This window comes from Gammaproteobacteria bacterium, assembly GCA_028817225.1.
GTDB lineage: Bacteria > Pseudomonadota > Gammaproteobacteria > Poriferisulfidales > Oxydemutatoraceae > Oxydemutator.
Window position 1 is genome coordinate 33,988 of record JAPPQC010000045.1, and the last position, 22,663, is coordinate 56,650.

Annotated in this window: 20 protein-coding genes and 1 tRNA gene; 14 read left to right on the forward strand and 7 right to left on the reverse strand. The window is 60.1% G+C overall.

All coding sequences use genetic code 11. From position 1 onward, the window contains the following. Positions 1 to 5: 5 nt before the first annotated feature. From dxs to OXU50_06320, 3 genes are read right to left on the reverse strand one after another with little or no spacing between them, the layout of a single operon-like run. Entirely contained in the window at positions 6 to 1,904 is a 1,899-nt protein-coding gene (dxs, locus tag OXU50_06310) for a 1-deoxy-D-xylulose-5-phosphate synthase (protein ID MDD9869489.1), read from the reverse strand. A gap of 43 nt (positions 1,905 to 1,947) precedes the next feature. Continuing rightward, positions 1,948 to 2,865 carry a polyprenyl synthetase family protein gene (locus OXU50_06315; protein ID MDD9869490.1) on the reverse strand — a complete coding sequence of 306 codons (918 nt, stop codon included), beginning with the start codon at positions 2,863 to 2,865 and terminating at the stop codon, positions 1,948 to 1,950. Continuing rightward, positions 2,831 to 3,100: an exodeoxyribonuclease VII small subunit gene (locus tag OXU50_06320; protein MDD9869491.1), complete on the reverse strand. Its 270-nt coding sequence runs from the start codon at positions 3,098 to 3,100 to the stop codon at positions 2,831 to 2,833. The genes OXU50_06315 and OXU50_06320 overlap by 35 nt, the downstream gene beginning before the upstream one ends. 169 nt (positions 3,101 to 3,269) lie before the next feature. On the opposite strand from OXU50_06320, the gene OXU50_06325 reads away from it, so the two are divergent. The 3 genes from OXU50_06325 (at position 3,270) to OXU50_06335 (ending at position 5,726) form a co-directional block, all read left to right on the forward strand. Next, positions 3,270 to 3,689, forward strand: a complete 420-nt coding sequence (locus OXU50_06325; protein ID MDD9869492.1) for a rubrerythrin family protein — start codon at positions 3,270 to 3,272, stop codon at positions 3,687 to 3,689. A 109-nt stretch (positions 3,690 to 3,798) separates the two neighbouring features. Further along, positions 3,799 to 5,139: a heterodisulfide reductase-related iron-sulfur binding cluster gene (locus tag OXU50_06330; protein MDD9869493.1), complete on the forward strand. Its 1,341-nt coding sequence runs from the start codon at positions 3,799 to 3,801 to the stop codon at positions 5,137 to 5,139. Beyond that, positions 5,136 to 5,726: a DUF3501 family protein gene (locus OXU50_06335; GenBank protein MDD9869494.1), complete on the forward strand. Its 591-nt coding sequence runs from the start codon at positions 5,136 to 5,138 to the stop codon at positions 5,724 to 5,726. Before OXU50_06330 ends, OXU50_06335 begins: the two co-directional genes overlap by 4 nt. A gap of 4 nt (positions 5,727 to 5,730) precedes the next feature. Here OXU50_06335 and OXU50_06340 read toward each other — a convergent pair whose 3' ends face one another. From OXU50_06340 to ccsA, 4 genes are all read right to left on the reverse strand, one after another. Beyond that, complete coding sequence (locus tag OXU50_06340; protein MDD9869495.1) at positions 5,731 to 6,597, reverse strand: formate dehydrogenase accessory sulfurtransferase FdhD; 867 nt, start codon at positions 6,595 to 6,597, stop codon at positions 5,731 to 5,733. Further along, positions 6,594 to 9,185: an MMPL family transporter gene (locus tag OXU50_06345; GenBank protein ID MDD9869496.1), complete on the reverse strand. Its 2,592-nt coding sequence runs from the start codon at positions 9,183 to 9,185 to the stop codon at positions 6,594 to 6,596. The genes OXU50_06340 and OXU50_06345 overlap by 4 nt, the downstream gene beginning before the upstream one ends. Continuing rightward, positions 9,182 to 10,510 (reverse strand): HlyC/CorC family transporter, encoded by a 1,329-nt coding sequence (locus OXU50_06350; protein ID MDD9869497.1) that lies wholly within the window; start codon positions 10,508 to 10,510, stop codon positions 9,182 to 9,184. Before OXU50_06350 ends, OXU50_06345 begins: the two co-directional genes overlap by 4 nt. An 83-nt stretch (positions 10,511 to 10,593) precedes the next feature. Next, positions 10,594 to 11,433: a cytochrome c biogenesis protein CcsA gene (gene ccsA, locus OXU50_06355; GenBank protein MDD9869498.1), complete on the reverse strand. Its 840-nt coding sequence runs from the start codon at positions 11,431 to 11,433 to the stop codon at positions 10,594 to 10,596. A gap of 102 nt (positions 11,434 to 11,535) precedes the next feature. Here ccsA and ffh point away from each other — a divergent pair, with 102 nt between their 5' ends. The 11 genes from ffh (at position 11,536) to OXU50_06410 (ending at position 22,640) form a co-directional block, all read left to right on the forward strand. Next, the gene (ffh, locus tag OXU50_06360; protein MDD9869499.1) at positions 11,536 to 12,891 is read left to right on the forward strand and encodes a signal recognition particle protein; all 1,356 of its coding nucleotides are present in this window, start codon (positions 11,536 to 11,538) and stop codon (positions 12,889 to 12,891) included. A 50-nt stretch (positions 12,892 to 12,941) separates the two neighbouring features. Further along, positions 12,942 to 14,993, forward strand: a complete 2,052-nt coding sequence (locus tag OXU50_06365) for an AAA family ATPase (protein ID MDD9869500.1) — start codon at positions 12,942 to 12,944, stop codon at positions 14,991 to 14,993. Next, entirely contained in the window at positions 14,986 to 16,287 is a 1,302-nt protein-coding gene (locus OXU50_06370; GenBank protein ID MDD9869501.1) for an McrC family protein, read from the forward strand. The genes OXU50_06365 and OXU50_06370 overlap by 8 nt, the downstream gene beginning before the upstream one ends. Then, positions 16,284 to 17,372, forward strand: a complete 1,089-nt coding sequence (locus OXU50_06375; GenBank protein MDD9869502.1) for a retropepsin-like aspartic protease — start codon at positions 16,284 to 16,286, stop codon at positions 17,370 to 17,372. The genes OXU50_06370 and OXU50_06375 overlap by 4 nt, the downstream gene beginning before the upstream one ends. Before the next feature lie 218 nt (positions 17,373 to 17,590). Beyond that, the gene (locus OXU50_06380) at positions 17,591 to 19,468 is read left to right on the forward strand and encodes a DUF262 domain-containing protein (GenBank protein ID MDD9869503.1); all 1,878 of its coding nucleotides are present in this window, start codon (positions 17,591 to 17,593) and stop codon (positions 19,466 to 19,468) included. 45 nt (positions 19,469 to 19,513) lie between these two features. After that, positions 19,514 to 19,738: a DUF4926 domain-containing protein gene (locus OXU50_06385; GenBank protein MDD9869504.1), complete on the forward strand. Its 225-nt coding sequence runs from the start codon at positions 19,514 to 19,516 to the stop codon at positions 19,736 to 19,738. Positions 19,739 to 19,881: 143 nt separating this feature from the next. Further along, entirely contained in the window at positions 19,882 to 20,553 is a 672-nt protein-coding gene (gene rpsP / locus OXU50_06390) for a 30S ribosomal protein S16 (GenBank protein MDD9869505.1), read from the forward strand. Positions 20,554 to 20,594: 41 nt separating this feature from the next. Then, a complete protein-coding gene (gene rimM / locus OXU50_06395; protein MDD9869506.1) occupies positions 20,595 to 21,323 on the forward strand; it encodes a ribosome maturation factor RimM in 729 nt (242 codons plus the stop codon). Between the two features lie 56 nt (positions 21,324 to 21,379). Then, complete coding sequence (gene trmD / locus OXU50_06400; GenBank protein MDD9869507.1) at positions 21,380 to 22,168, forward strand: tRNA (guanosine(37)-N1)-methyltransferase TrmD; 789 nt, start codon at positions 21,380 to 21,382, stop codon at positions 22,166 to 22,168. After that, entirely contained in the window at positions 22,161 to 22,514 is a 354-nt protein-coding gene (rplS, locus tag OXU50_06405) for a 50S ribosomal protein L19 (GenBank protein MDD9869508.1), read from the forward strand. The genes trmD and rplS overlap by 8 nt, the downstream gene beginning before the upstream one ends. 52 nt (positions 22,515 to 22,566) lie before the next feature. Continuing rightward, positions 22,567 to 22,640 (forward strand) — tRNA-Gly (locus OXU50_06410). Positions 22,641 to 22,663 lie beyond the last annotated feature (23 nt).

A 22,663-nucleotide genomic window follows, 5' to 3' on the forward strand; every position in this document is an offset into this window, starting at 1 on the left:
GGCAATCACGCCGTGCGCCCCGTCATGCGCCCGACAAAGGCGCGGATGTCGCGCTCGATGCCGTCGGCGTCAAGGCGCGCTTCATGCAGTTGCTCTTCGCGCGAGGCGTGATCCTGGAAAGTGTCCGGCAGCCCGAGGTTCAGCACCGGCGCCGCCGCGCCGGCGGCGGCCAGGCATTCATTGACGGCGCCGCCGGCGCCGCCGGCGACGACATTGTCCTCGACCGTCGCCAGCCAGTCGTGCGCGGCGGCCATCTCGCGCAGCAGCGCCTCATCAAGCGGTTTGACAAAGCGCATGTCCACGACGCTTGCGTCCAGTTTCTCCGCCGCCTCGAGCGCGGCGGCGACGGGGCTGCCGAAACCCAGAATCGCGCCGCCGCGCCCGCGCCGCAGCACCGCCGCCTTGCCGACCTCGATGGCGTCCAGGTCGGCGCCGGGGTCGGCGCCCGGCCCTTGTCCGCGCGGGTAGCGCACCGCCGCCGGCGCGTCAAGCGAGAACGCGGTGGACAGCATCTTGCGCGTCATCCGCTCGTCCATCGGCGTCATGACGACGGCGCCGGGAATGCAGCGCAGGAAACTCAAATCAAAACTGCCGGCGTGCGTCTGGCCGTCCGCTCCGACGACGCCGGCGCGGTCTATCGCGAACACCACCGGCAGTTTTTGCAGCGCGATGTCGTGGATGAACTGGTCGTAGCCGCGCTGCAGGAAAGTGGAGTAGATGGCCACGACCGGTTTCAGCCCAGCGCAGGCCATGCCCGCCGCCAGCGTCAGCGCGTGCTGCTCGGCGATGCCGACATCGAAATAACGCTTCGGGAAACGCCGCTCAAATTCTACCAGCCCGGAACCCTCGCGCATCGCCGGCGTGATGGCGACAAGGCGCGGGTCGCGCGCGGCCATGTCGCAAACCCAGCGGCTGAAAACGGCGGTGTAGGTGGCGGGCGCGGACGCCGGCGGCGCGCGCTTGACGACGCCCGCCGCCGGGTCAAACGCCGGCACCGCGTGGTAGCCGACCGGGTCCTGCTCGGCGGGCGCGTAGCCCTTGCCCTTGCGGGTGATGACATGCAGCAGCCGCGGACGGCTCATTTTTTTCAGGTTGCCGAGCGTTTTCACCAGTTGCGAGACATTGTGGCCGTCCACCGGGCCGTAGTAATGCACATTCAGTTCCTCAAACATCGTGCCCGGCACAATCATGCCCTTGATGTGCTCCTTGGTGCGCCGCGCCAGTTCGCTGACCGGCGGCAGCGGCTCCAGCAGCCGCCTGCCGCCGGCGATGACCTGGGTGTAGGCCGGGCTTGACAGGATGCGCGTCAGGTAATTGCTCATCGCGCCGACATTCGGCGAGATGGACATTTCATTGTCGTTCAGCACGATGAGGACATCATATTGGGCGTCGCCGAGGTGGTTCAGCGCCTCGTAGGCCATGCCGGCGGTCATGCCGCCGTCGCCGATGACGGCGGCCACCTTGCGCCGCTCGCCGAGCAGATCAAAGCCCGCCGCCATGCCGGCGGCGGCGCCGATGGAGGTGCTGGAATGGCCGACGCCGTAACTGTCGTAGTCGCTCTCGCCGCGCTTCGGGAACGGCGCGAGGCCGCCGCGCCTGCGGATGCTTTCAATCTCGCGCTTGCGCCCGGTCAGTATCTTGTGCGGGTAGCACTGGTGGCCGACATCCCACACCAGCACATCGCGCGGCGTGTCGAACACATAGTGCAGCGCGACCGTCAGTTCAACCGCGCCGAGGCCGGCGGCGAAGTGGCCGCCGCAGCGCGCCACCGACTCAATCAGAAACGCGCGCAGTTCGTCGCACAGGCGCGGCAGGTCCGACGCCGGCAATTGCCGCAGGTCGTGCGGCCATTCAATGGCGTCCAGCAGACGCCGCTGCGCCGCGCCGCTTGCCGTGTCGTTCACCGCGCCCTCGCCGCGCCGCCCGCCGCGCCGCCCGCCGCGCCGCTCAAAGGCCCCATCCGGCGATGCAGCGCGTGATGCCGCGCAGCATCGCGCAGCCGCCGCCGGCGTCCGCAAGTTGTTGCAGGCACCTTGCGCCGAGTTGTTCCAGTTCCCGCCGCGCCCGTTCGGGGCCGAGCAGCGAGACATAGGTCGGCTTGTCGTGGCGGCGGTCGGAGCCGTGCGGCTTGCCGAGCGCCGCCGTCGCGCTCTCGACATCGAGAATGTCGTCGCGTATCTGAAAGCACAGGCCGATGTCGGCGGCCCACGCGCGCAGGCCGGTCTGCACCGCGTCCGGCGCGCCGCCGGCGCAGGCCAGCGTCATCGTCACGCACGCCGACATCAGCGTGCCGGTTTTCAGCCGGTGAATGTGTTCAAGGTGGGCGATGTCCGGCTGCGAGCCGGCGGCGCGGATGTCGAGCGCCTGGCCGCAGGCCATGCCCGACAGGCCGGAGGTCGCCGCCAGTATCTGCATTGTCTCGACTTTCTGCGCGGCGTCGAGGTGCGCGTCGCAGGCCAGGCGCTCAAACGCCAGCGCCTGCATCGCGTCGCCGGCCAGTATCGCCAGCGCCTCGCCGAAAACCTTGTGGCACGCCGGTTTGCCGCGCCGCAGGTCGTCGTCGTCCATGGCCGGCAGGTCGTCGTGTATCAGCGAATAGCAGTGAATCAACTCGACCGCGCAGGCGATGCCGTCCACGCGGCGGAAGTCCAGGCCCGCCGCCTGCGCGGCGGCGTAGATGATGGCCGGGCGGATACGCTTGCCCTCGCCGGCGCCGGCGTAGAGGACGGCCTTCGCCAGTTCGCCGTCGCGGTGTTTTTCAAGTTGGCGTTCAATGTCGCCGCCGACGCGGCCCGCGCATTCGGCGACAAACGCCTCGACCGCGCGCGCGTCAGCCTCCGCCGTCTTCGTCCCCGTCTTCGTCATCGTCTTCCAGTATTTCGCGCGCCTCTTTTTTTGTCAGCACCTTGACGCGCTGCTCGGCGCGCGCCAGCGCATCGCGGCAGTCCTTCGCCAGCGCGACGCCGCGCTCGAACTGCTCCAGCGCCTGCTCAAGCGTCAAATCGCCGCCCTCGAGACGGGCGACAATCTCCTCCAGTTGCCCGATGGCCTTCTCGAAATCGGGCGCGCTTTTTTTCGCGCGGTTTTTTGTTTGTGCCATTTGTCTGTCCTTACGGGAAAAATTTGGGGAAAATCCTATTGTTTCCATCAAAATTACTCATCAATCGGGGTATTGTAGTCTGCCCGGAAAAGCATATTATTAGTATATCGGAACGGCGCGCAACCGGCGCCGTTTGACATCACATTCGCAGCTATAAGGAGGATAAAGAATGGCACTGAAAGGAAGCGAAACGGAGAAAAACCTGAAGGCCGCTTTCGCCGGTGAATCGCAGGCCAACCGCAGGTACCTGTACTTCGCCGCCAAGGCCGATGTAGAGGGCTACAACGATGTGTCGGCGGTGTTCCGCTCGACCGCGGAAGGCGAGACCGGCCACGCCCACGGGCACCTTGAGTATCTTGAGGAGTGCGGCGACCCGGCCACCGACTTGCCGATTGGCGGCACTTCCGACAACCTGAAGGCGGCCATCGCCGGCGAGACCCACGAATACACCGACATGTATCCCGGCATGGCCAAAACGGCCCGCGACGAAGGTTTTGAGGAAGTGGCCGACTGGTTCGAGACGCTCGCCAAGGCCGAGCGTTCGCACGCCAACCGCTTTCAGAAAGCCCTCGACTCGCTCGACGGCTGATTTGCCCGGCAGCCCGGGCTTCGGCTGAATCTTTCCGGGGACGCGGCGCTCCCGTTCGCCGCGTCTTTCGGAGCACCCCGCCACACCCTCCCGCAACACCCCGCAATCCATGTCTCCCCCGCCGCGCCAGGAAGGCAGCCTTGACGCGCCGATGCGCCACCCGGTGGACTGGCGCGACCCGGCGTATTACGACGAGCAGGCGCTGAACCGCGAACTCGAGCGGGTTTTCGACATCTGCCACGGCTGCCGCCGCTGCGTCAACCTGTGCGGCGCGTTTCCGACGCTGTTTGACCTGGTGGACGAGTCGGAGACGATGGAAGTGGACGGCGTCGCCGCGGAGGATTATGTCAAGGTCGTGGACCACTGTTATCTGTGCGACCTGTGCTTCATGACCAAATGCCCCTATGTGCCGCCGCACGAGTGGAATGTGGATTTTCCGCACCTGATGCTGCGCGCCAAGGCGGTCAAGTTCAGGAACGGGCGCACGCCGCGCCGCGACCGGATGATGACCTCGACCGACGCGCTCGGCAAACTGGCATCCATTCCGGTCGTCCACCGCGCCGTCAACGCCGCGGTGGACAGCAAGGCGGTTCGCAAGCGCCTTGACAAGACGCTCGGCATCTCGGCGCAGGCGCGGCTGCCGCACTACCAGCCGCGCCCGCTGCACAAGCGCCTTGCGCGGCGCGAGGCGCCGGTGACCGGGCCGGCGCCCGCCGCCGGCGGCGCCGGCAAGGTCGCGCTGTTCGTCACCTGCTACGACAACTACAACGAGCCGGGGCCGGTCGAGGACCTGATCGCGGTGTTCGGGCACAACGGCATCGCCTGCGAGGTCGTGCAGTCCACGCGCTGCTGCGGCATGCCGAAACTCGAGTTGGGCGACCTGGAAGCGGTGCGCGAGATGAAAGAGGCCAACGCGCCGCTGCTGGCCGGATACGCCGCGCGCGGCTTCGACATCATCGCGGCGGTGCCTTCGTGCCTGCTGATGTTTCGCCAGGAACTGCCGCTGCTGTTCGCCGGCGACGCCGATGTCGAGGCGCTGTCCGGGCGTTTGTTCGACCCCTGCGAATACCTGTGGCTGCGCCACAAGGGCGGCGCGCTGAACCTTGAATTCCGCAACCGGCTGGGCGATGTGCTGCACCACGCCGCCTGCCACCAGCGCGTGCAGAACATCGGCCCGAAAACCCGCGACCTGCTGTCGCTGGTGCCCGGCACCACCGTCGAGAGCGTCGAGCGTTGTTCCGGGCACGACGGCGTCTATGCGATGCGCTCGGAATCACGCCGCATGTCGGTCAAGATCGCCAAGCCGGTGATGCACAAACTCAACGCGCGCAAGCCCGATTATTTCACCAGCGACTGCATGCTGGCCGGGCACCACATCGCCGACCTCGCCGACGGCGAAATGCGCGCGCGCCATCCGCTGAGCCTGCTGCGCCTGGCCTACGGAATCTGAGCGTGAAGAAACTGCAACGCGGCGATCTCTACAGTCTGGAGGACTACGCGCTCAAGCGCGACGAGTTTCGCGCGCGCGTGATGGCGCACAAGAAAGACCGCGTCGTCGCCGTCGGCGACCATGTAACGCTGTACTTCGAGGACTACCTGACGATGCGTTACCAGGTGCAGGAGATGCTGCGGGTAGAGAAAATCTTCGAGGCGCGCGAAATCGAGGAGGAAATCGCCTCCTACAACCCGCTGATTCCCGACGGCGGCAACTGGAAGGCGACGATGATGATCGAATACCCCGACCCGCGACACCGCGCCGCGCGCCTGCGCGAACTGGTCGGCATTGACGCCGCAACCTGGGTGCGTGTCGGCGAACACCCGAAGGTGCACGCAATCTCCAACGAAGACCTCGAGCGCACGACGCCGGACAAGACATCGGCGGTGCACTTCCTGCGTTTTGAACTGTCGCCGGAGATGGCCGCCGCCGCCGCCGCCGGCGGCGCCATCGAGGCCGGCGTCACCCACGACAACTACACGGCGTCGGCGACGCTCAGCGACGCGCAGCGCCGCTCGCTGCTGGCCGACCTGGATATCTGACGCTTCAGTCCACCTGCGGCTTCGGCTTCGGCGGCGCCGGCGGCGGCTTCGGCGGCTTCGCGTCGTAGATGACCTTGTCGGCGCCGTGGTAGGCGAGAAATGACCGCCCCTTGGCGCGCGCCAGCATTGTGATGTTCAGGTCGCGCGCGAATTCCAGCCCGGCGTTCGTGATGCCGGAGCGCGACAGCAGCGTCGGGATGCCCATCGTCGCGGTTTTCATGACAATCTCGGAAGTCAGCCGCCCGGTTGTGTAGAAGATCTTGTCGGCGCCGTCGAGGCCCTCAAGCCACATCATGCCGGCGACGGCGTCGGCGGCGTTGTGGCGCCCGACATCCTCGACGAACATCAGAATCTCGCTGCCCCGGCACAGCGCGCAGCCGTGCACCGCGCCGGCGCGTTTGTAAATCTCGTTGTGGCGCGCAATCTCGCGCAGCAGTTCGTAGATGACGGCCTGGCGCACCTCGGCGTCGGGCAGCCGCCGGTCGTAGAGTTTGTCCAGCGTGCAACTGAAAATCGTGCCCTGGCCGCAGCCGCTGGTGACGGTGCGCTTCGCCAGTTTTTCCTCCCAGTCGCTGACGGCGCAGCCGGGGCGCAGGCGGATGTCGGCGGTTTCGCGCTCCCAGTCCACGCGCACCGACTCAATCGCGGCGATGTCTTCAATCAGGCGCTGGTTGCGAAGGTAGCCGATGGCGAGTTCTTCCGGGTAGGTGCCGAGCGTCATCAGCGTAACCAGTTCGCGCCCGTCCACGATCAGCGTCAGCGGCGATTCGCCGGCGATGTGCACCGCGCGCGCGTCGCCGAACTGGTCGCGCGCCTCTACTTCCCAGGTCGGCGACAGCCGCTCGCGCGTCATTTGCGGGCGCTGCGTCATCGCCGCGCCTCCGGCGCGCCCGGCGCGCCCAGCGGCTTGAACAGAATCAGCAGCGACGGCAGCAGCGTCAGCGACGCCGTCAGCGCCGCCAGCATCGCCAGCCCGATGAGCAGGCCGAAGTAGATGGTCGGGATGAAGTTTGAAAGCGCCAGAATCGAGAAGCCGAAGATGATGGTGACCGAGGTGTAGTACACGGCCTTGCCGATGCTGCCGTGGCAGCGTTCAATGGCGGCGAAGTAGTCGCGGTCTTTCGGAAACTCGCGCTTGAAGCGGATGATGTAGTGGATGGTGTTGTCCACGGCGATGCCGACGCTGATGGCGGCGATGGTGATGGTCATCATGTCGAGCGGTATGCCGCGGTAGCCCATGAAGCCGAGCACCAGCGCCGCCGCCAGCAGGTTCGGGAAAATCGCGATGGCCGCCAGCAGCCACGAGCGGAACAGCACCGTGAACATCGCCAGGATGGCCAGAAACACCGTGCCGATGGTGAGTATCTGCGACTCGTAGAGGCTTTGCAGCATGTTGTTGTAGAGCACCAGCATTCCGGTCAGGCGGAAGCGTTCGGCGTCGTAGCCGAGGTCTTCAATGCCGGACTGTATCTTGTTCAGGAAATCGGCGCGGCTCAGGTCCTTGTTTGAATCAATGATGCGCGCGTTGAAGCGCACCTCGTTGCCGTCGGCGGAGATGTACGGCGTGTAGAGGATGTTCTTGACATCGCCGGGCAGCAGTTTGCCGATGAGCGCGGTCTCGAAGTCGTCCAGCGGCTGCCCGTCTTTCAGCATTTCGGCGAGCCTTGCCAGCGTCGCCAGCGACATGACCTTGCCGGTCTCGGCCTGGGCGTCGAGGTAGTCGTGGATTTTTTGTATCTCGCCGAGTTTGCGCGGGTTCAGCCAGTAGTTCTGCGGCGGCTGTTCGGCGTCGTCTTCAAGGTAGTCGTCGAGCGCGAAGTCGTCGTCGGCGTTGTTGTCCGCGCTGTCGCCGGTGTCTGCCGTCGGCGCCGCTACCGGCGCCGACGGCGTGCCGGCGTCGGCTTTCAGCACGATGTCGAGCGGCGTCGTGCCGCCTAACTTGCGGTCTATCAGCAACATGCCGCGGTGGATTTCGGTGTCGTCGCGGAAGTAGTCAATGAAGCGGTTTTCAACCTCCAGTTGGCCGATGCCGAACGCGCTCGCCAGCGCCGCCGCAAGGCCGACGACGGCGATGGCGCGGTGGCGGCGCCTTGTCAGCCGCGCCAGCGCGCCCGTCAGCCGCGTTGTGAAGTCGTTCTCGGCGCGGCTCTCGCCCTTTTTCAGCACCATCAGAAAACTCGGGAACAGCGTGAAGATCAGGAAGAACGCGAAGACGATGCCGAGCGTCATCAGCCAGCCGAAATCAATGACCGGGCGGATGCCGCTCGCCAGCAGCGACACGAAGGCGACGATGGTCGTCAGCGAGGTGTAGATGCACGGGCGGAACATGAAGCGCACGGTCTCTTTCAGCAACTGGCGCGGCTCTTCGGCGGGGCGCGCCGCCTGCAATTCGCGGAAGCGCACCGTCAGGTGGATGGTCATGGACATCGCGATGATCAGTATCAGCGCGACGAAGTTCGACGAGATGACCGTTACGCGCCAGTCGAGCAGGCCGAGCAGGCCGACCATCGCCAGCGCCGACAGCAGGCAGCACATCATCGGCAGCGCCACCCAGCGCGGGCTGCGGAAGATGACCGTCAGCATCAGCACCAGAAACGCGGCGACCGCGGCGCCGAACACGACGAGGTCGTTCTCTATCATCGCGATCATGTCGGCGATGATCATCGGCACGCCGCCGAGCGACAGTTCGGCGCGCTCGCGGTGGTGGTCCATGACGCCGCGCACTGCGGCGATGGTCGCGCGCCGCTGTTGCACCTGTTCGGCCTGGCGCGCCCGGAACAGGCGCGATGTCTCGTCGAGTTGGCGCGCCTGTTCGGCGTCCAGCCCGCGCTGTTGTTTCAGCAGGCGCAGGCGCTCGCGTTCGGCCAGCAGGTTTTCAAGCGTGTCGTCCGTTTCCAGGTAGGCCAGCATCATCGTCGTGCCGCCGTCGTCGCTGAGCAGCAGGTTGCGGTAAAGCGGGCTGTGTTGGAATTCGCGCCGCGCCATCTCCGTATCTACTCCGGGCGTTCGCAGCGTGCGCTTTTCCTTCGACAGGTCGGACAGGCTGATGCGCGGGCTGTCGAGCAGCGGCACATCCAGCAGCGACAGCACCTGGCGGATGCCGGGCAGCGCCGCGAGGTCGTTTTGCAGCGCGTCCAGTCGCGCCAGCGCCTGCGGCGCGAACAGGTCGCCGCCCGGCGTGACGGTGACGGCGACGAAATCGTCGGAACCGTAGCGGCGCACCAGCGAACGGTAATAGCGAAGGTCGTCGTCGTTCTCAAGCAGCAGCGAGTCGGCGGAGGCGTCGAGCCGGAAATCCCCGGCCTGGCTTGCGAGCGCCGCGACCAGCGCGAACAGCGCGGCCAGCACGACGCCGGGCCGCCCCAGCACCGCCGCCTCGTAGCATTGCCAGACGCGGCCCTTGATGCGGTCTGCGATGCGCCCTGTGATGCGCCCTTGCTCCTTGGCGGGGTTTGTCACGCCGTCTCCCCGGCGCCGTTGGCGCCATTGCCGTTGCCATTGCCGCCGTCGCCGTCGCCGTCGCGCCCGGCGAGGCGCGGCAGTATGCGGACAATCTTGACGGCGTTGCGGTGCGTTTTCAGCACCTCAAACGGGTGCCCCTCGATCAGTATGCAGGTGGCCGACTCCGGAATCATCTCCAGTTTCTCAAGCACCAGGCCGTTGACGGTCTTGGGGCCGTCCTCGTCCAGTTTCCAGCCCGTCAACTGGTTCAGTTCGCGGATGTGGCAACTGCCGTCCACGATGACGCTGCCGTCTTCCTGGCGCGCGATTTCCAGGTCGTAGGTGCCCGGGTCGCTGGTGAATTCGCCGACGATTTCCTCCAGCAGGTCTTCCATTGTGACCAGCCCCTGGATTTCGCCGTATTCGTCCACAATCAGCCCGCTGCGGCGCTTGTGCTTCTTGAAGTCGCGCAGCGCCTCCATCAGCGGCACATTCTTCGAGATGAAATGCGGCTCGCGCGCGGCCTTTTCCAGCGCCTCGATGGTCAGCCCCTCGGCGGCGTCGCCTTGCAGCATTTTTCTGACATGCACAAAGCCGACGACATGATCAATGCTGCCGCGGTACAGCGGCACGCGCGTGTAGGCGGTGTTGGCGAGGCCGTCCTCGATGTCGCCGATCTCGTCGTCGAGGTCAATGCCGATGATTTCGTGGCGCGGGATCATGATGTCTTCCACCGTTTTTTTCTCGAGGTCGAGGATGCCGACCAGCATGTCCTGGTATTCCTCCGAGATGACATTCCGCGAGATGGCCAGCGCCGCGCGCAGTTCCTCGCGCGTCAGCGACTGCGTCGGGCCACGCGCCTGGCCGCCGCCGAACGGCTTCAGCAGCGCGCCGGTGATCAGCGCGCCGAGGCGCACCAGCGGATACAGCGGCACGCGCAGCACCGCATACACGGCGCTTGCCGGCAGCGCCAGCCGCTGCGGCCACAGCGCGGCGAAAGTCTTGGGCGTGAGTTCGGCGAAGATCAGCAGCGCCAGCGTCAGCGCCGCCGTCGCCACGGCGATGCCGAGGTCGCCGTAGATGCGGTAGCCGATGTAGGCCGTCAACTGCGCGATGAGAATGTTGGCGAGGTTGTTGCCGAGCAGAATCAGCGAGATCAACTGGTCGGGCTTTTCCAGCAGTTTGAGGACGCGCGCGGCGCCGCGGTGGCCTTCGCGCGCCAGATGCTCGAGGCGGTAGCGGTTGACCGTCATCAGCGCGGTTTCCGAACCCGAGAAGAACGCCGACAGCGCGAACAGCAGTCCGAGAACGATAAAAAGCGCGTATAGAGGAATGTCTTCCATGGCGTGCGGGCGGTGAAGCGTTGTGCAGCGTGCGGTGTGCGGTGTTGCAGTGTTGAACAGAGGGGGCGGCGGTGCGCGTGCGGTCAGACCCGGTGCAGGATCAGTTCCAGCACCATCTTGCTGCCGAAATAGGCGAGCGCCAGCAGCACGACGCCGGTCAGCACCAGTCTCAGCATGGTGCGTCCGCGCCAGCCGAGCAGTTTTCTGCCGACCAGCAGCACGCTGAAGAACAGCCACGCCGCCGCCGACAGCACCGTCTTGTGCACCAGGTGCTGCGCCATCAGGTCGTCGTGGTAAAGCCAGCCGCTGGCGAGGCTCAGCGTCAGCAGCGCGACGCCGATGCCGAGCAGATGGAACAGGAAAGTCTCCATCTTGTCGAGCGGCGGCAGGTTGGCGAGCAGCGCCGGCGAGCCGTGCACCTTGAGGCGCCGGTCTTGCAGGTAAATGGCGACGGCCTGGATGCCGGCGAGGCTGAGAAAGGCGTAGGCCAGAAACGACAGCAGAATGTGCGCCTGAATGCCGGGGACGGCGGCGCCGGCGACGAGAATGCGGCTGGGGTCGGCGTGGCTGAACAGGATGACGACGGCGGCCAGCGGCAGCACGACCAGGCCGAGCAGTTCAAGCGGCAGCCGCAGGCAACTGACGAGCAGCGTCAGCGACAACAGCAGCGCCGCCAGCGACGCGGCCTGGAAGAAGGCGAGGTTGAGGCCGTCGCCGGTCATCACCACCGGCGCCAGCCCGGCGGCGTGGCACGCCAGCGCCGCCAGCCACGGCAGCGCCACTTTTGCGCGCGGCCCGGCGCCGCGGTGTTCGGCGCCGCGCCCGGTTTGTTTCCACAGCAGCAGCGCCGTCAGCAGGTACAGAAAGACCGCCAGCAGGTTGAGCGTCAGGCCCATTGAATTGGTCGCGCGTTCATCGCTCACGCGATTATAGCAAAAGCCGCCCGGCGTTCGCCCGGTGTTCGCCTGGCCCGCCGATGCTTGCCGGCGCCCGCCGGCGCCCGCCCGTGTGCTATTCTGCGCGCCATGTTTGAACGCATCACAGGCCGCCTTGCCGCGGTCGCCGGGCGCCTGCGCGGCGAGGTGCGCCTGACCGAAGGCAACATCGCCGACACGCTGCGCGAGGTGCGCGCGGCGCTGATTGAAGCCGATGTCGCGCTGCCCGTCGTCGGCGATTTTGTCGAGGCCGTGCGGGGGCGCGCGGTCGGCACCGAGGTTGCGAAAAGCCTGACGCCGGGGCAGGCGCTGATTCAACTGGTGGCGGAGGAACTGACGGCGCTGATGGGCGGGCAGTGCGCGACGCTGGCGCTGGACGCGCAGCCGCCGGCGGTGGTGCTGCTGGCCGGCTTGCAGGGCGCCGGCAAGACGACGACCGCGGCCAAACTCGCGCAACATCTGCAAGCGCGGAAGAAGTCGGTGGCGCTGGTCGGCTGCGATGTGCGGCGCCCGGCGGCCATCGAGCAACTCGCGCAACTGGCCGCGCAGTGCGGCGCCGCCTGCTACCCGACGCAGGCCGATGAGCCGCCGGTGGTGTCGGCGCGCGCCGCGCTGGAACGCGCGCGGCTTGAGTACAAGGATGTGCTGATAGTGGACACCGCCGGGCGTTTGCACATTGACGAGGCGATGATGGATGAAGTCCGCGAACTGCACGACGCGGTGTCGCCGGTTGAGGTGCTGTTTGTCGTGGACAGCATGACCGGGCAGGACGCGGTGAACTCGGCGCGCGCGTTCGGCGAGGCGCTGCCGCTGACCGGCGTCATCCTGACCAAGGCCGACGGCGACGCGCGCGGCGGCGCCGCGCTGTCGGTGCGCGCGGTGACCGGCAAGCCGATCAAGATGATCGGCGTCGGCGAGAAACTGGATCAACTGGAGGCGTTTTACCCGGAACGCATCGCGTCGCGCATCCTCGGCATGGGCGAGGTGGAGAGTTTGATTGAGCAGGTGGGGCGCGGCGACGGCGAACGCAAGGCGCGCAAACTGCTGAAGAAGGTGAAAAAGCGCAAGGGGTTTGATTTGTACGATGTGCGCGACCAGTTGCGCCAGATGCAGGACATGGGCGGCATCGCCGGCCTGCTCGACAAACTCCCCGCCGCCATGGCCGGCAAGGCCGCCGCCAACCCGCTGGCCGGCGAACAACAGGTGCGGACAATGCTGGCGGTGATTGATTCAATGACACCGCTGGAACGCCGCCGGCCCGAGTTGATGAACGGCTCGCGCAAAAAGCGCGTCGCCGCCGGGTCGGGGACGCATATTCAGGATGTCAACCGCGTGCTGAAACAACACAAGACGATGCAGAAGGCGATGAAGAAATTCTCGCGCGGCGGGGTGGAGAAGATGATGCGCGGGATGGGCGGAATGGGGGGCGGGCCGTTTTCGGGGTGAGGTGGCCTGTAAGCCGCCTTATAATCTGAAATTCAACTTTGGAGGAAGTTATGGAAGAGAAAGAAATGTTTACTTGGGTTCCTTTTTATGAGGAATTTGCGGGTATTCTTCTTGAGTATCGTGATAGTCAGGGAGAGCTTATAAGATTTTTGGAGGAATTAAGGAGTGAAGGACTCAAAATCACTCCCTTGCAGGATAGAAACAGTGAGGGAAAGAAGAATTTGCTCACAGAAATAGATCCCTTCACATTCTATGGTGTTTTTAACCGTCGCATAAAATGGCCGGCTCGAATTGCTATTATGGAAGCCATTAAAGAAGGATTTGAGGTTAAGGCTGATGTGCCGACTGATTGTACAAGTATTCCGATTTTGCACACTATGAAATCCTGGTTTTTTCCCTTTGCCCCAAAGAAGGAAAAAGACCATGTTGAAAAACTGTGGCGTTTGTACGAGTTGGCATTGGGAAAAGATCCGCTAAATGACGACAAATTTGCGGATGCCTTTAATGAAGCCATCAGCTTGCGGCAGGTCAGGTTTAATCTCACGATGGGTTTATTCTGGATTCGACCGCATGTTTTCCTGAATCTTGACGGACCTGTCCGTAGATACTTGAAGCATCTATATCCCGGTATCCCCTGGAAGAGCCTTTGGGGAAGGTTTAATTTCGAAAAATATAAAGAGACTTGCGACCAAGTTCGGGAAAATGGTCGGCGTCCTTTTTATGAAATATCTCATGAGGCATTTTGTTATGTCAAAGAGCAAAAGAAAGCGAAAGCTTCAGTAAATCCTGTCATTGGTTCACCGGAATCTGATGAAGGGAAGGCTATAGATATTCCCCTTAACACTATTCTTTATGGGCCACCGGGAACAGGAAAGACCTACCGCACCATAAATGAGGCTGTAGAAATCCTTGACCGCGACTTTTATTCTGAAAACAAGGAAGACAGACAAGAAATCCAGGATCGCTTTGAAGAACTGAAAGAAGTGGAACATCGTGTGGACTTCGTCACTTTTCATCAGAGCTTCAGTTATGAGGAATTCATCGAAGGGCTGAAAGCGGTGACTGAAGACGGAAAGGTTTTTTACAAAGTAGAGGACGGCCTGTTCAAGAAACTGTGCGCGCGTGCCCAAGGCGGCAGGCGCGGACTTTCTTTTGAGCAATATATTGAGAAGTTGAAAGAGGAATGCTCGGAAAATGCTGTCGAGATGAAAACAGTCAGAGGCAATCCTATTCAAGTGACTTATCGGGGCGGGGTAACCTTCCGTGTTTCGCCGGGAAGGCAAACAGAAGAGCCTGGAGCTGACTATCCGGTGTCAATTGACAGTATTGTCAAGACATATTTGGGTGCCGATTTCAGAGAGTTTCACAACCCGTCCTACATCCGGGCGGTTATCAATTACATTGAAGAGAAATACAAGCCTACGGAGTTGCCTGGTGAGGAGTCGGAACCTTACCTTCTGATTATTGACGAAATTAATCGGGGTAATATTTCAGCCATTTTTGGTGAATTGATTACCTTGTTAGAACCGTCAAAGCGCGCCGATGCCGACGATGAGCTGAGTGTTGTTCTTCCTTATTCCCAAGAGTACTTTAGTATTCCCGCCAACCTCTACATTGTCGGAACGATGAACACCGCCGACCGCTCTATTGCACTGCTGGATACCGCCTTGCGGCGTCGCTTCCGGTTTGTGGAGATGATGCCGAACTATGAACTTCTGAAAGATGTGAAGGTGGGGGATATTGAAATACCCCTGTTGCTCGAAACTATAAACCAGCGTATAGAAGTCTTGTACGACCGAGACCACCAGATAGGGCACACTTACTTCCTGCCTCTCAGAAAAGAGCCGACCTTGGAGAAACTGGCGGATATTTTCCGCCATTCCATTCTGCCGCTTCTGCAGGAGTACTTTTACGATAATTGGGAGAAAATTAATCTGGTGCTTAACAACAACGGGTTTGTTGCTGCGGAAGACTCTCCCAAGATGCCGTCCAATGACTTGATTGACCCTGACAAGAAAATCTGGCGCATTGCCGGAGAGAGTGTTTTCAGGGATGCTGAAAAATACAAGTCAATTTATGACAAGCAAAATACCGATGGATAAACAGAAAACAATTTTTCTGCGCGAGTTTGAAACGCTTGGTTATGACTCACGGGCAGACAGGCAAGTCTCCAAAGATGACTTTGAAGAAATCAGAAATTTTGTCCTGTCAAAGCCGGTAGGGGGTCAATCCGTTCTGAAACTGGAACACCAGAGATTGAAGGCAAGAAACTTCGTCGGCATTCTCCAGACTCGTCGCGGCACCACAATCGAGATTCTGCCCAAGATTGATTTGGCCGGTGCTGACAGCATTGAGAAAGAAAAAACAATCTTTCTGAAAATGCTCCAGGTATGGCGAGACGGCCCATGCAAAAACATGGGTGATGCCGATATACGGACAATGAAAAACTTTCCCTTGCTGGAAGTTTTCATCCAGATGTTTCTTGCAGACTTGCTGGAACTCACGCGCCGGGGACTTGCGCGCAGTTACAGCAGGGTGGAAAACAATCTCCGCGTGCTGAAAGGAAAACTCATCTTCTCCAAACACATAAAGCACAACCTGATACACCGCGAGCGTTTCTATGTGCAGTATGAGGAATTTTCCGCCAACCGCCCGGTGAACCGCCTGCTAAAGTCCACCGTGCTGCTCTTGCAGCGCCTGAGCCGGAGCGTAAAAAACCAGACACTGGCACACCAGGCACGTTTTTATTTCGAGGATATCCCCGAATCAAAAAACATCGCAGTTGACCTGACCCGCGCCAAAGTGGACCGCACAATGCCTCTTTACACCCGTCTGTTTCCGTGGGTAAAACTGTTTCTGGAGAACAGCGCTCCCGCCGCATACCAGGGCCAAAGTCCGGCTTTTGCCCTGCTGTTCCCGATGGAGAGAATCTTTGAGGATTATGTCGCCCACCGTTTGCGGCGGGAAATGGACGGCTGGAGAATCAACACTCAAGAGAAAATCCTGTATCTGATCAAAGAAAACCCTGAAGGCAGGCGCGAATTCCAAATGCGCCCCGACATCGTCGCAAGAAAGCGTGACAAAACCAAAATCCTGGTGATGGACACCAAGTGGAAACGCCTGAACAAAAACAGCCGCCACCACAACATCAGCCAAAGCGACCTCTATCAGTTATACGCCTATGGAAAGAAATACAAAAAGAAATACGCAGTCAGCCAGACCCCCGTCACACTTTACCTGCTGTATCCCCGCAACGAGAACTTCAGGGAGAAAATGTCCTTCTGCTATGAGAACAATCTGTATCTGCACGTTTATCCCGTCCGCCTGGACAGCGAGTCTCAATTCAAAGGCGACCAGTTCCCTGAATGCAAAACCGGGATTGGGAAACAAGAATGAAATACCCGGTTGCCATCTCTATTCTGGCCGTGTTTGTCGGCGGTTGTGCCGCCACCACCGGCATTACATACCGAACAGACCCGCCCGGCGCGGTTATCTCATACAAAGACGGGGGCGATGAAATTGGCGTGACACCTGTACGGCTGCTGTATGAACGGCACCCCGATTATGCCGAGAATGATTGCTTGAGAGTCAAGGGGATAACCGCCCGATGGGTTGACGGAACGGTCACTTCTTCCCCCGATGTGCTGCGAGTGTGCGGCGATTCGGGTGAATACGAATATAAGTTGTCAAAGCCGAAGGGGATATTCTCGTTCTTCTCCGAATCAAAACTGGTTCCCGTCGGCGAGCAGTTGACGACCGAACCCGAAGGCTGCCTGCTGTATCTGGATTCAGTCGGCATTTCGCCCGGGCAGATGACTGTGAACTTTTATGCCCACAACGACCACATTTTCTTTCCGGGGGAATTCTCTGTAAATGTCGCCTATGCAAATGACAATTCGGAGGTGCATTTGTCGGGAATAAGCAGGGCGCAGGAATATTTTGTGGTGGGGAAATTAAACTTCAGCGTCGCTGTTGACTCCGATGTCTCCCTGCTTACGCTGAAAACAACCTGCGATGGTTCCGCACACACAGCCGAAATTCCGCTTGATACAAAGAATATCCGGGACAAGATTGCCGCCGGCGTGGGCGCAGGCCGCAATAAGGTCAAAATGTTCAAATCCGGCGGAGTTTATGAAATACCCGTTGTGCTTAACGGCGTGCTCGCCATACCTTTTATTATTGACAGCGGCGCTTCGGATGTCGTCATATCGTCTGATGTTGCGCTCACTTTGTTCAGAACCGGAACCATCAGGGAATCCGACTATATGTCTGGGGCCGTTTACAGACTGGCGGACGGAACGGAGATGAAAAGTGGCAGGTTTCGCCTGCAATCCGTACGGATTGGAAACAAGACCATAAGGGGGGTGACTTGCGCCATCACTGATTCGCTCAAAGCCCCCATGCTGCTGGGGCAGGGCGTACTGGAACGCCTCGGAAAATATACCGTTGATTACAAAAGCGGTGTGTTGATTTTTGAGTAGGGGGGAATTTCAGCATAGTCCGTATGAAGCAGTAGCCCTTGAGGAAGGTGAAAAAGCACAAGGGTTTTATTTGTACGATGCTCTCGACTGGTGGTGCTGGATATGGGGCATGGGCGGCATGGGGGTGGGTCACTTTCTGGGTGACCACAAAGCTTTATTGGGGGCATGATAAAATTTTTTCTCCGCAATCATGGTGAACCAAATGGAGGCGCCAAATCATGGATACATTAGAAAATAAAATAGATGCTGAAGCTCTCACTGTTGAGAGAGTATTGTCGAGAAAATATGTCATCGACTATTTCCAAAGGGAATATCGGTGGGAACACAAGCATATGGATCAACTCATTGGCGATTTAGAGTCAGCCTTTTTCAGCAATTATTCTGAAGATCATGATTTAGAAGATGTTGATAAGTACAACGGTTACTATTTGGGACCGGTTATTCTCAGCAACAAAGGAACGAAATCGTCAATAATCGACGGCCAACAGCGCTTAACCTCGCTGACTCTCTTACTGATTTATCTTAATAACTTGATAGAGGAGGAGGGATATAACTCGGACGACATTCCCGACACACTGCCTAGCCTAATCCGCAAAAAGCATCTTGGTAAATACACTTTCAATATAGATGTCCGTGAAAGAACTAAATGTATAGAAGCCTTGTATAAGGATGGCCGGTATTCGATGGAAGATGACGATGATGAGTCAACCCAGAATATATTGGCAAGATATGAAAGTATTGGCGATATGCTTTCCGATAAATTGAGGGGGAAAAATATTTTTCCGTTCTTTGTTAATTGGCTGATTCATAAGGTTGTCTTCGTGGTTATTGAAGCACACTCGGTGGATAATGCCTACACAATATTTGAAACCATGAATGACCGAGGTTTGAACCTCACTGCCAGCGAGATGCTGAAAGGGTACATACTGTCACACATAAAAGAAAGTGAAATCAGAACCGGCATCAATGATGTCTGGAAAGAGCAAATAAATTGCCTGCGCAGCTACAGCAAGGATGAGGATTTGAAGTTTTTCCAGGCGTGGTTGAGGGCAAAATACGCTGTGACCATTCGAACTGGTGGGGAAGGCGCGGTTAATGAAGACTTTGAAAAAATCAGCGCACGCTTTCATACATGGGTCAAGGATTGTGGCGCGGAAAAAATCAACCTCCGTAAATCAGGAGACTTTGCTTCGTTTGTGAGACCAAAATTTGTAAACTATTCTACAATTTACAGAAAAATTTATGATGCAAAGAGAGAGCTTACCGAAGGTCTTGAGCATTTACATTACACCCATGCGTGGGGGATTGCCAGCTCACTGGCGGACCCGCTCTTTCTGGCCCCTATTACTGAAGGTGACATACCAGATGAAAAGTTGGTTAAGCGGAAACTTAATATAGTTGCCAGGTACATAGAAACTTTTTGTGTTTATCGAGGCGCAAACCGCCGGAACTTTTCACTAAGTTCTATTCGGTATACTCTGTCCAGGCTGGTTATAGATATTAGAGATAAATCTATTGAGGAGTTGGGGCAGATTTTGAAAGACAGGTTGAGCGAGACCAAAGAAGACCTGCATGGGCTTTTGAAGTTAAGGCTGCATGGGCAGAACAAGAAGTTTATAAAATTTTTTCTCAGCAGATTAACTCAGCATATTGAGCAAGAATCAAACAAGCCCTCGACTTTTGCTCAATATTTCTTTGCTCAAGGAAAGAGCAGGTATGAGATTGAACATATCTGGGCCGACAAAGTGGAACATCATAGGGATGAATTCGATCAGAATGAAGAGTTTAAGAAAAAGCGTAATATGCTTGGTGGTTTGCTTTTGCTTCCTGCCTCTACTAATGCAGCTCATGGCGCAGACCTCTATGAGAAGAAAGTCAAGTATTATCTGAAAGAAAATTTATTGGCACAATCGCTGCACGAGGATTGTTATAGCAGAGAGCCTGATTTTCTGAGGTATAAGGAAAAATCCGGGCTTTCTTTTAAACCTCATTCTGAATTTAAATCAAGCGATATGAAAGAACGGCAACAGCTTTATTACGAAATAGCCAAAGAAATCTGGTCTTTGGATTTTTTTGATGCCGATGAGGTCAGTTAAATAGGCATAATCAAAAGCGATAACAGCGGAGAGCCAGGAAAACCGATGATGAAAGAACTGGATGTCGTAAGGCTTACCACTGACGCTTACGAAAAAGACGGCCTGAAGCGCGGTGAACAAGGCACCATTGTTCTTGTTTATTCCAGAACTGATGAGCAAGCCTACGAGGTGGAATTTCCCCGCTGGGAAGACAACTGGCCCATCAAGGTTAAAACAGTTACAGCCGATGAAATAGAGGTGGTGCACAAGTGGAAAAAGAACAATGAATAAAGGTGATGCTCCAGATTTACAAAGCCAGAAACCGATATATGCCAAAGCAGGCATACCATCAGGCGCGGCGGCAAATGACGAACCAGCCCGGCAGCCCCGGCACTCCCCGGGCAGCCTTTGACCCCCGCCCAAAATAGGGTAAAATGCCCCCCTCAACCAAACCTGCAACCCAAACCCAAGAAAATCCAATGGTAGTAATTCGCCTGGCAAGAGGCGGGGCCAAGAAGAGGCCCTTTTATAACATCGTCGTGACCGACTCGCGCCGGCGGCGCGACAGCGGCTATATTGAGCGCATCGGTTATTTCAATCCGCGCGCGCTGACCAGTGAAACGCGCTTTGAGATTGACAGCGAGCGGCTCGATTACTGGCGCGGGCAGGGCGTGAAACTGTCCGACCGCGTGACTTCGCTGGTCAAGTCCGGCGGCGCCCGCAAGCCGAAACCTGCGAAACCGGCAAAAGCGGCGCCGGCCAAATCAGAAACACCGGCAGCATCGGCAGAGCCTGACAAGGCCGCCGCACCGGAAGCGTCCGCCGCGCCGGAAGATTCGGCCACGCAAGAGGCGTCATCGGAAGACTCGGCCAAACAAGAGGCATCCTCCAAACCGGAAGCGTCCGCAAAATCGGAAGAATCGGCCAAACCGGAAGCATCCGCAAAATCGGAAGACCCGGCCAAACAAGAGGCGTCCGCCACAAAGGAAGCGTCCGCAAAACCGGAAGACTCAGCCAAACAAGAGTCATCCGCCAAACCGGAAGCATCTGCGGAAACCCCGACACCGGAACCCCCCAAAACTCCGGACTCCCCCAAACCCTCTTAACCCCCCACCGGCGCGCCCGCTGGCGCGCCGTGCAAACCCGCATGGCACAGAACGGAAAGTCCGGCAACGCCGCCACTGACACCGCCATTGCCGCCACCACCGACGCCACCACCGGCGCCGCCGCTGATGCCACCACTGACACCGCCATTGCCGCCACCACCGACGCCACCGCCGCCGCTGATGCCACCACTGACATCGCCATTGCCGCCACCACCGACACCGCCGGCAATGCCACCGACGCCACCACCCCCACCACCGACACCCCCAACATCCTCCCCATCGGCACCATATCCGGCGTATTCGGCTGCGACGGCTGGATACGCATACACTCCCACACCGAACCCATGCAAGACATCGCGCGTTACCCCCGCTGGCTCATCGGCGGCAACCCGTGGAAGCAATACGAAGTTACCGAAGTGCGCGCGCACGGCAACGGCCTCGTCGCCAAACTCGCGGGCATTGAAGACCGCACACAGGCGCTCGCCCTGATGCACCTTGATATTGCCATCACCAAAGAGCAGTTGCCGCCACTCGCGCCCGGCGAATATTACTGGTTTCAACTCACCGGCCTGCAAGTCGTCAACCTGCGCGGCGAGGTGCTGGGCGCCGTGTCGCGCCTGATTGCCACCGGCGCCAATGATGTGCTTGAAGTGTCCGCCGCCGGCGCCACCTGCCTGATTCCGTATATTGATGATGTCGTCAAGCGGGTGGACACGCGCGGCGGCACAATCCAGGTGGACTGGCGCAAGGAATGGTGCGATGCGAACTGACACCGCAACCATGTTCCCGCAGGCAACCGCCGCGCTCGCCGCCAGGGAATGGTGCGATGCGAATTGACATCGTAACGGTGTTTCCGCAGATGATCGCCGCGCTCGCCAGCGGCGGCGTCGTCGCGCGCGCCATTGAACGCGGTCTGCTGACGCTGGAGGCATGGAACCCGCGAGACCACGCCGACAACGCCTACGGCGCGGTGGACGACCGCCCCTACGGCGGCGGCCCCGGCATGGTGATGATGGCCGCGCCGCTTGCGAAGGCGCTGCACGCGGCGCGCGCCCGCCAGTCCGGGCGCTTTCGCGTCATCCACCTGACGCCGCGCGGCGGGCGCCTGACGCAGGCCGAGGTCAACCGCCTGGCCGGCCTCGACGGCCTGGTGCTGCTGGCCGGGCGCTACGAGGGCGTGGACGAGCGCCTGGTGGAACTGGAGGTGGACGAGGAATGGTCGCTCGGCGACTATGTCATCAGCGGCGGCGAACTGGCCGCGATGGTGCTGGCCGACGCGGTGATGCGCCAGCGCCCCGGCGTGCTCGGGCACGGCGAATCGGCGCGCCAGGATTCCTTCATGACTGGACTTCTGGATTGTCCGCATTATACTCGTCCGTCGGAATACTGCGGCGCGCGGGTGCCGGAGGTGCTGCTCGGCGGCAACCACGAAGCCATCCGCCGCTGGCGCCTGAAACAATCGCTGGTCAGAACCTTCGAGAAAAGGCCGGATTTGTTCCGGGCGCGCCGCCTGAACGATGAGGAAAAGAAAATGATCGCCGAACATCTCGACGAAAAGCAGTCCCGCAAACCCGAAGCGCGGCCCGCGCAACCCGCGGACAAAGACAATGCCTGAACTGCTGCGAGAAATAGAAGCCGGCATGATGAACGCCGAAATCCCGGACTTTGCGCCGGGCGACACCGTCGTCGTGCAGGTCAAGGTGCGCGAGGGCAGCCGCGAGCGCGTGCAGGCGTTTGAGGGCGTCGTCATCGCCCGGCGCAACCGCGGGCTGAACTCGTCGTTCACCGTGCGCAAGATATCCAACGGCGAGGGCGTCGAGCGCGTGTTCCAGACTTACAGCCCGCTGATAGACGGCATCCGCGTCAAGCGCCGCGGCAAGGTGCGCCGCGCCAAGTTGTATTACCTGCGCGGGCGCACCGGCAAGGCCGCGCGCGTCAGGGAAAAACTGCGGAAAAATTAGCCGCCGCTTGCGGCTCATGCGCTCCGGGCGGCTCTCCGAGCGCGCCTTCCGGGCGGGCGTAGTATAGTGGTATTACCCCAGCTTCCCAAGCTGGTGAGGAGGGTTCGATTCCCTTCGCCCGCTCCACGCCGCCGCAATCCGCCGCAGTC

What these genes read in the sequence shown, in the direction of transcription:
- rimM (MDD9869506.1), top strand. Translation starts at nt 20,595, where the DNA reads ATGGCACAGAACGGAAAGTCCGGCAACGCCGCCACTGACACCGCCATT.
- OXU50_06385 (MDD9869504.1), top strand. Translation starts at nt 19,514, where the DNA reads ATGATGAAAGAACTGGATGTCGTAAGGCTTACCACTGACGCTTACGAA.
- OXU50_06330 (MDD9869493.1), top strand. Translation starts at nt 3,799, where the DNA reads ATGTCTCCCCCGCCGCGCCAGGAAGGCAGCCTTGACGCGCCGATGCGC.
- OXU50_06375 (MDD9869502.1), top strand. Translation starts at nt 16,284, where the DNA reads ATGAAATACCCGGTTGCCATCTCTATTCTGGCCGTGTTTGTCGGCGGT.
- rplS (MDD9869508.1), top strand. Translation starts at nt 22,161, where the DNA reads ATGCCTGAACTGCTGCGAGAAATAGAAGCCGGCATGATGAACGCCGAA.
- OXU50_06320 (MDD9869491.1), bottom strand. Translation starts at nt 3,100, where the DNA reads ATGGCACAAACAAAAAACCGCGCGAAAAAAAGCGCGCCCGATTTCGAG.
- OXU50_06350 (MDD9869497.1), bottom strand. Translation starts at nt 10,510, where the DNA reads ATGGAAGACATTCCTCTATACGCGCTTTTTATCGTTCTCGGACTGCTG.
- OXU50_06365 (MDD9869500.1), top strand. Translation starts at nt 12,942, where the DNA reads ATGGAAGAGAAAGAAATGTTTACTTGGGTTCCTTTTTATGAGGAATTT.
- OXU50_06315 (MDD9869490.1), bottom strand. Translation starts at nt 2,865, where the DNA reads ATGACGAAGACGGGGACGAAGACGGCGGAGGCTGACGCGCGCGCGGTC.
- OXU50_06340 (MDD9869495.1), bottom strand. Translation starts at nt 6,597, where the DNA reads ATGACGCAGCGCCCGCAAATGACGCGCGAGCGGCTGTCGCCGACCTGG.
- OXU50_06370 (MDD9869501.1), top strand. Translation starts at nt 14,986, where the DNA reads ATGGATAAACAGAAAACAATTTTTCTGCGCGAGTTTGAAACGCTTGGT.
- ffh (MDD9869499.1), top strand. Translation starts at nt 11,536, where the DNA reads ATGTTTGAACGCATCACAGGCCGCCTTGCCGCGGTCGCCGGGCGCCTG.
- OXU50_06380 (MDD9869503.1), top strand. Translation starts at nt 17,591, where the DNA reads ATGGATACATTAGAAAATAAAATAGATGCTGAAGCTCTCACTGTTGAG.
- trmD (MDD9869507.1), top strand. Translation starts at nt 21,380, where the DNA reads ATGCGAATTGACATCGTAACGGTGTTTCCGCAGATGATCGCCGCGCTC.
- OXU50_06325 (MDD9869492.1), top strand. Translation starts at nt 3,270, where the DNA reads ATGGCACTGAAAGGAAGCGAAACGGAGAAAAACCTGAAGGCCGCTTTC.
- rpsP (MDD9869505.1), top strand. Translation starts at nt 19,882, where the DNA reads ATGCCCCCCTCAACCAAACCTGCAACCCAAACCCAAGAAAATCCAATG.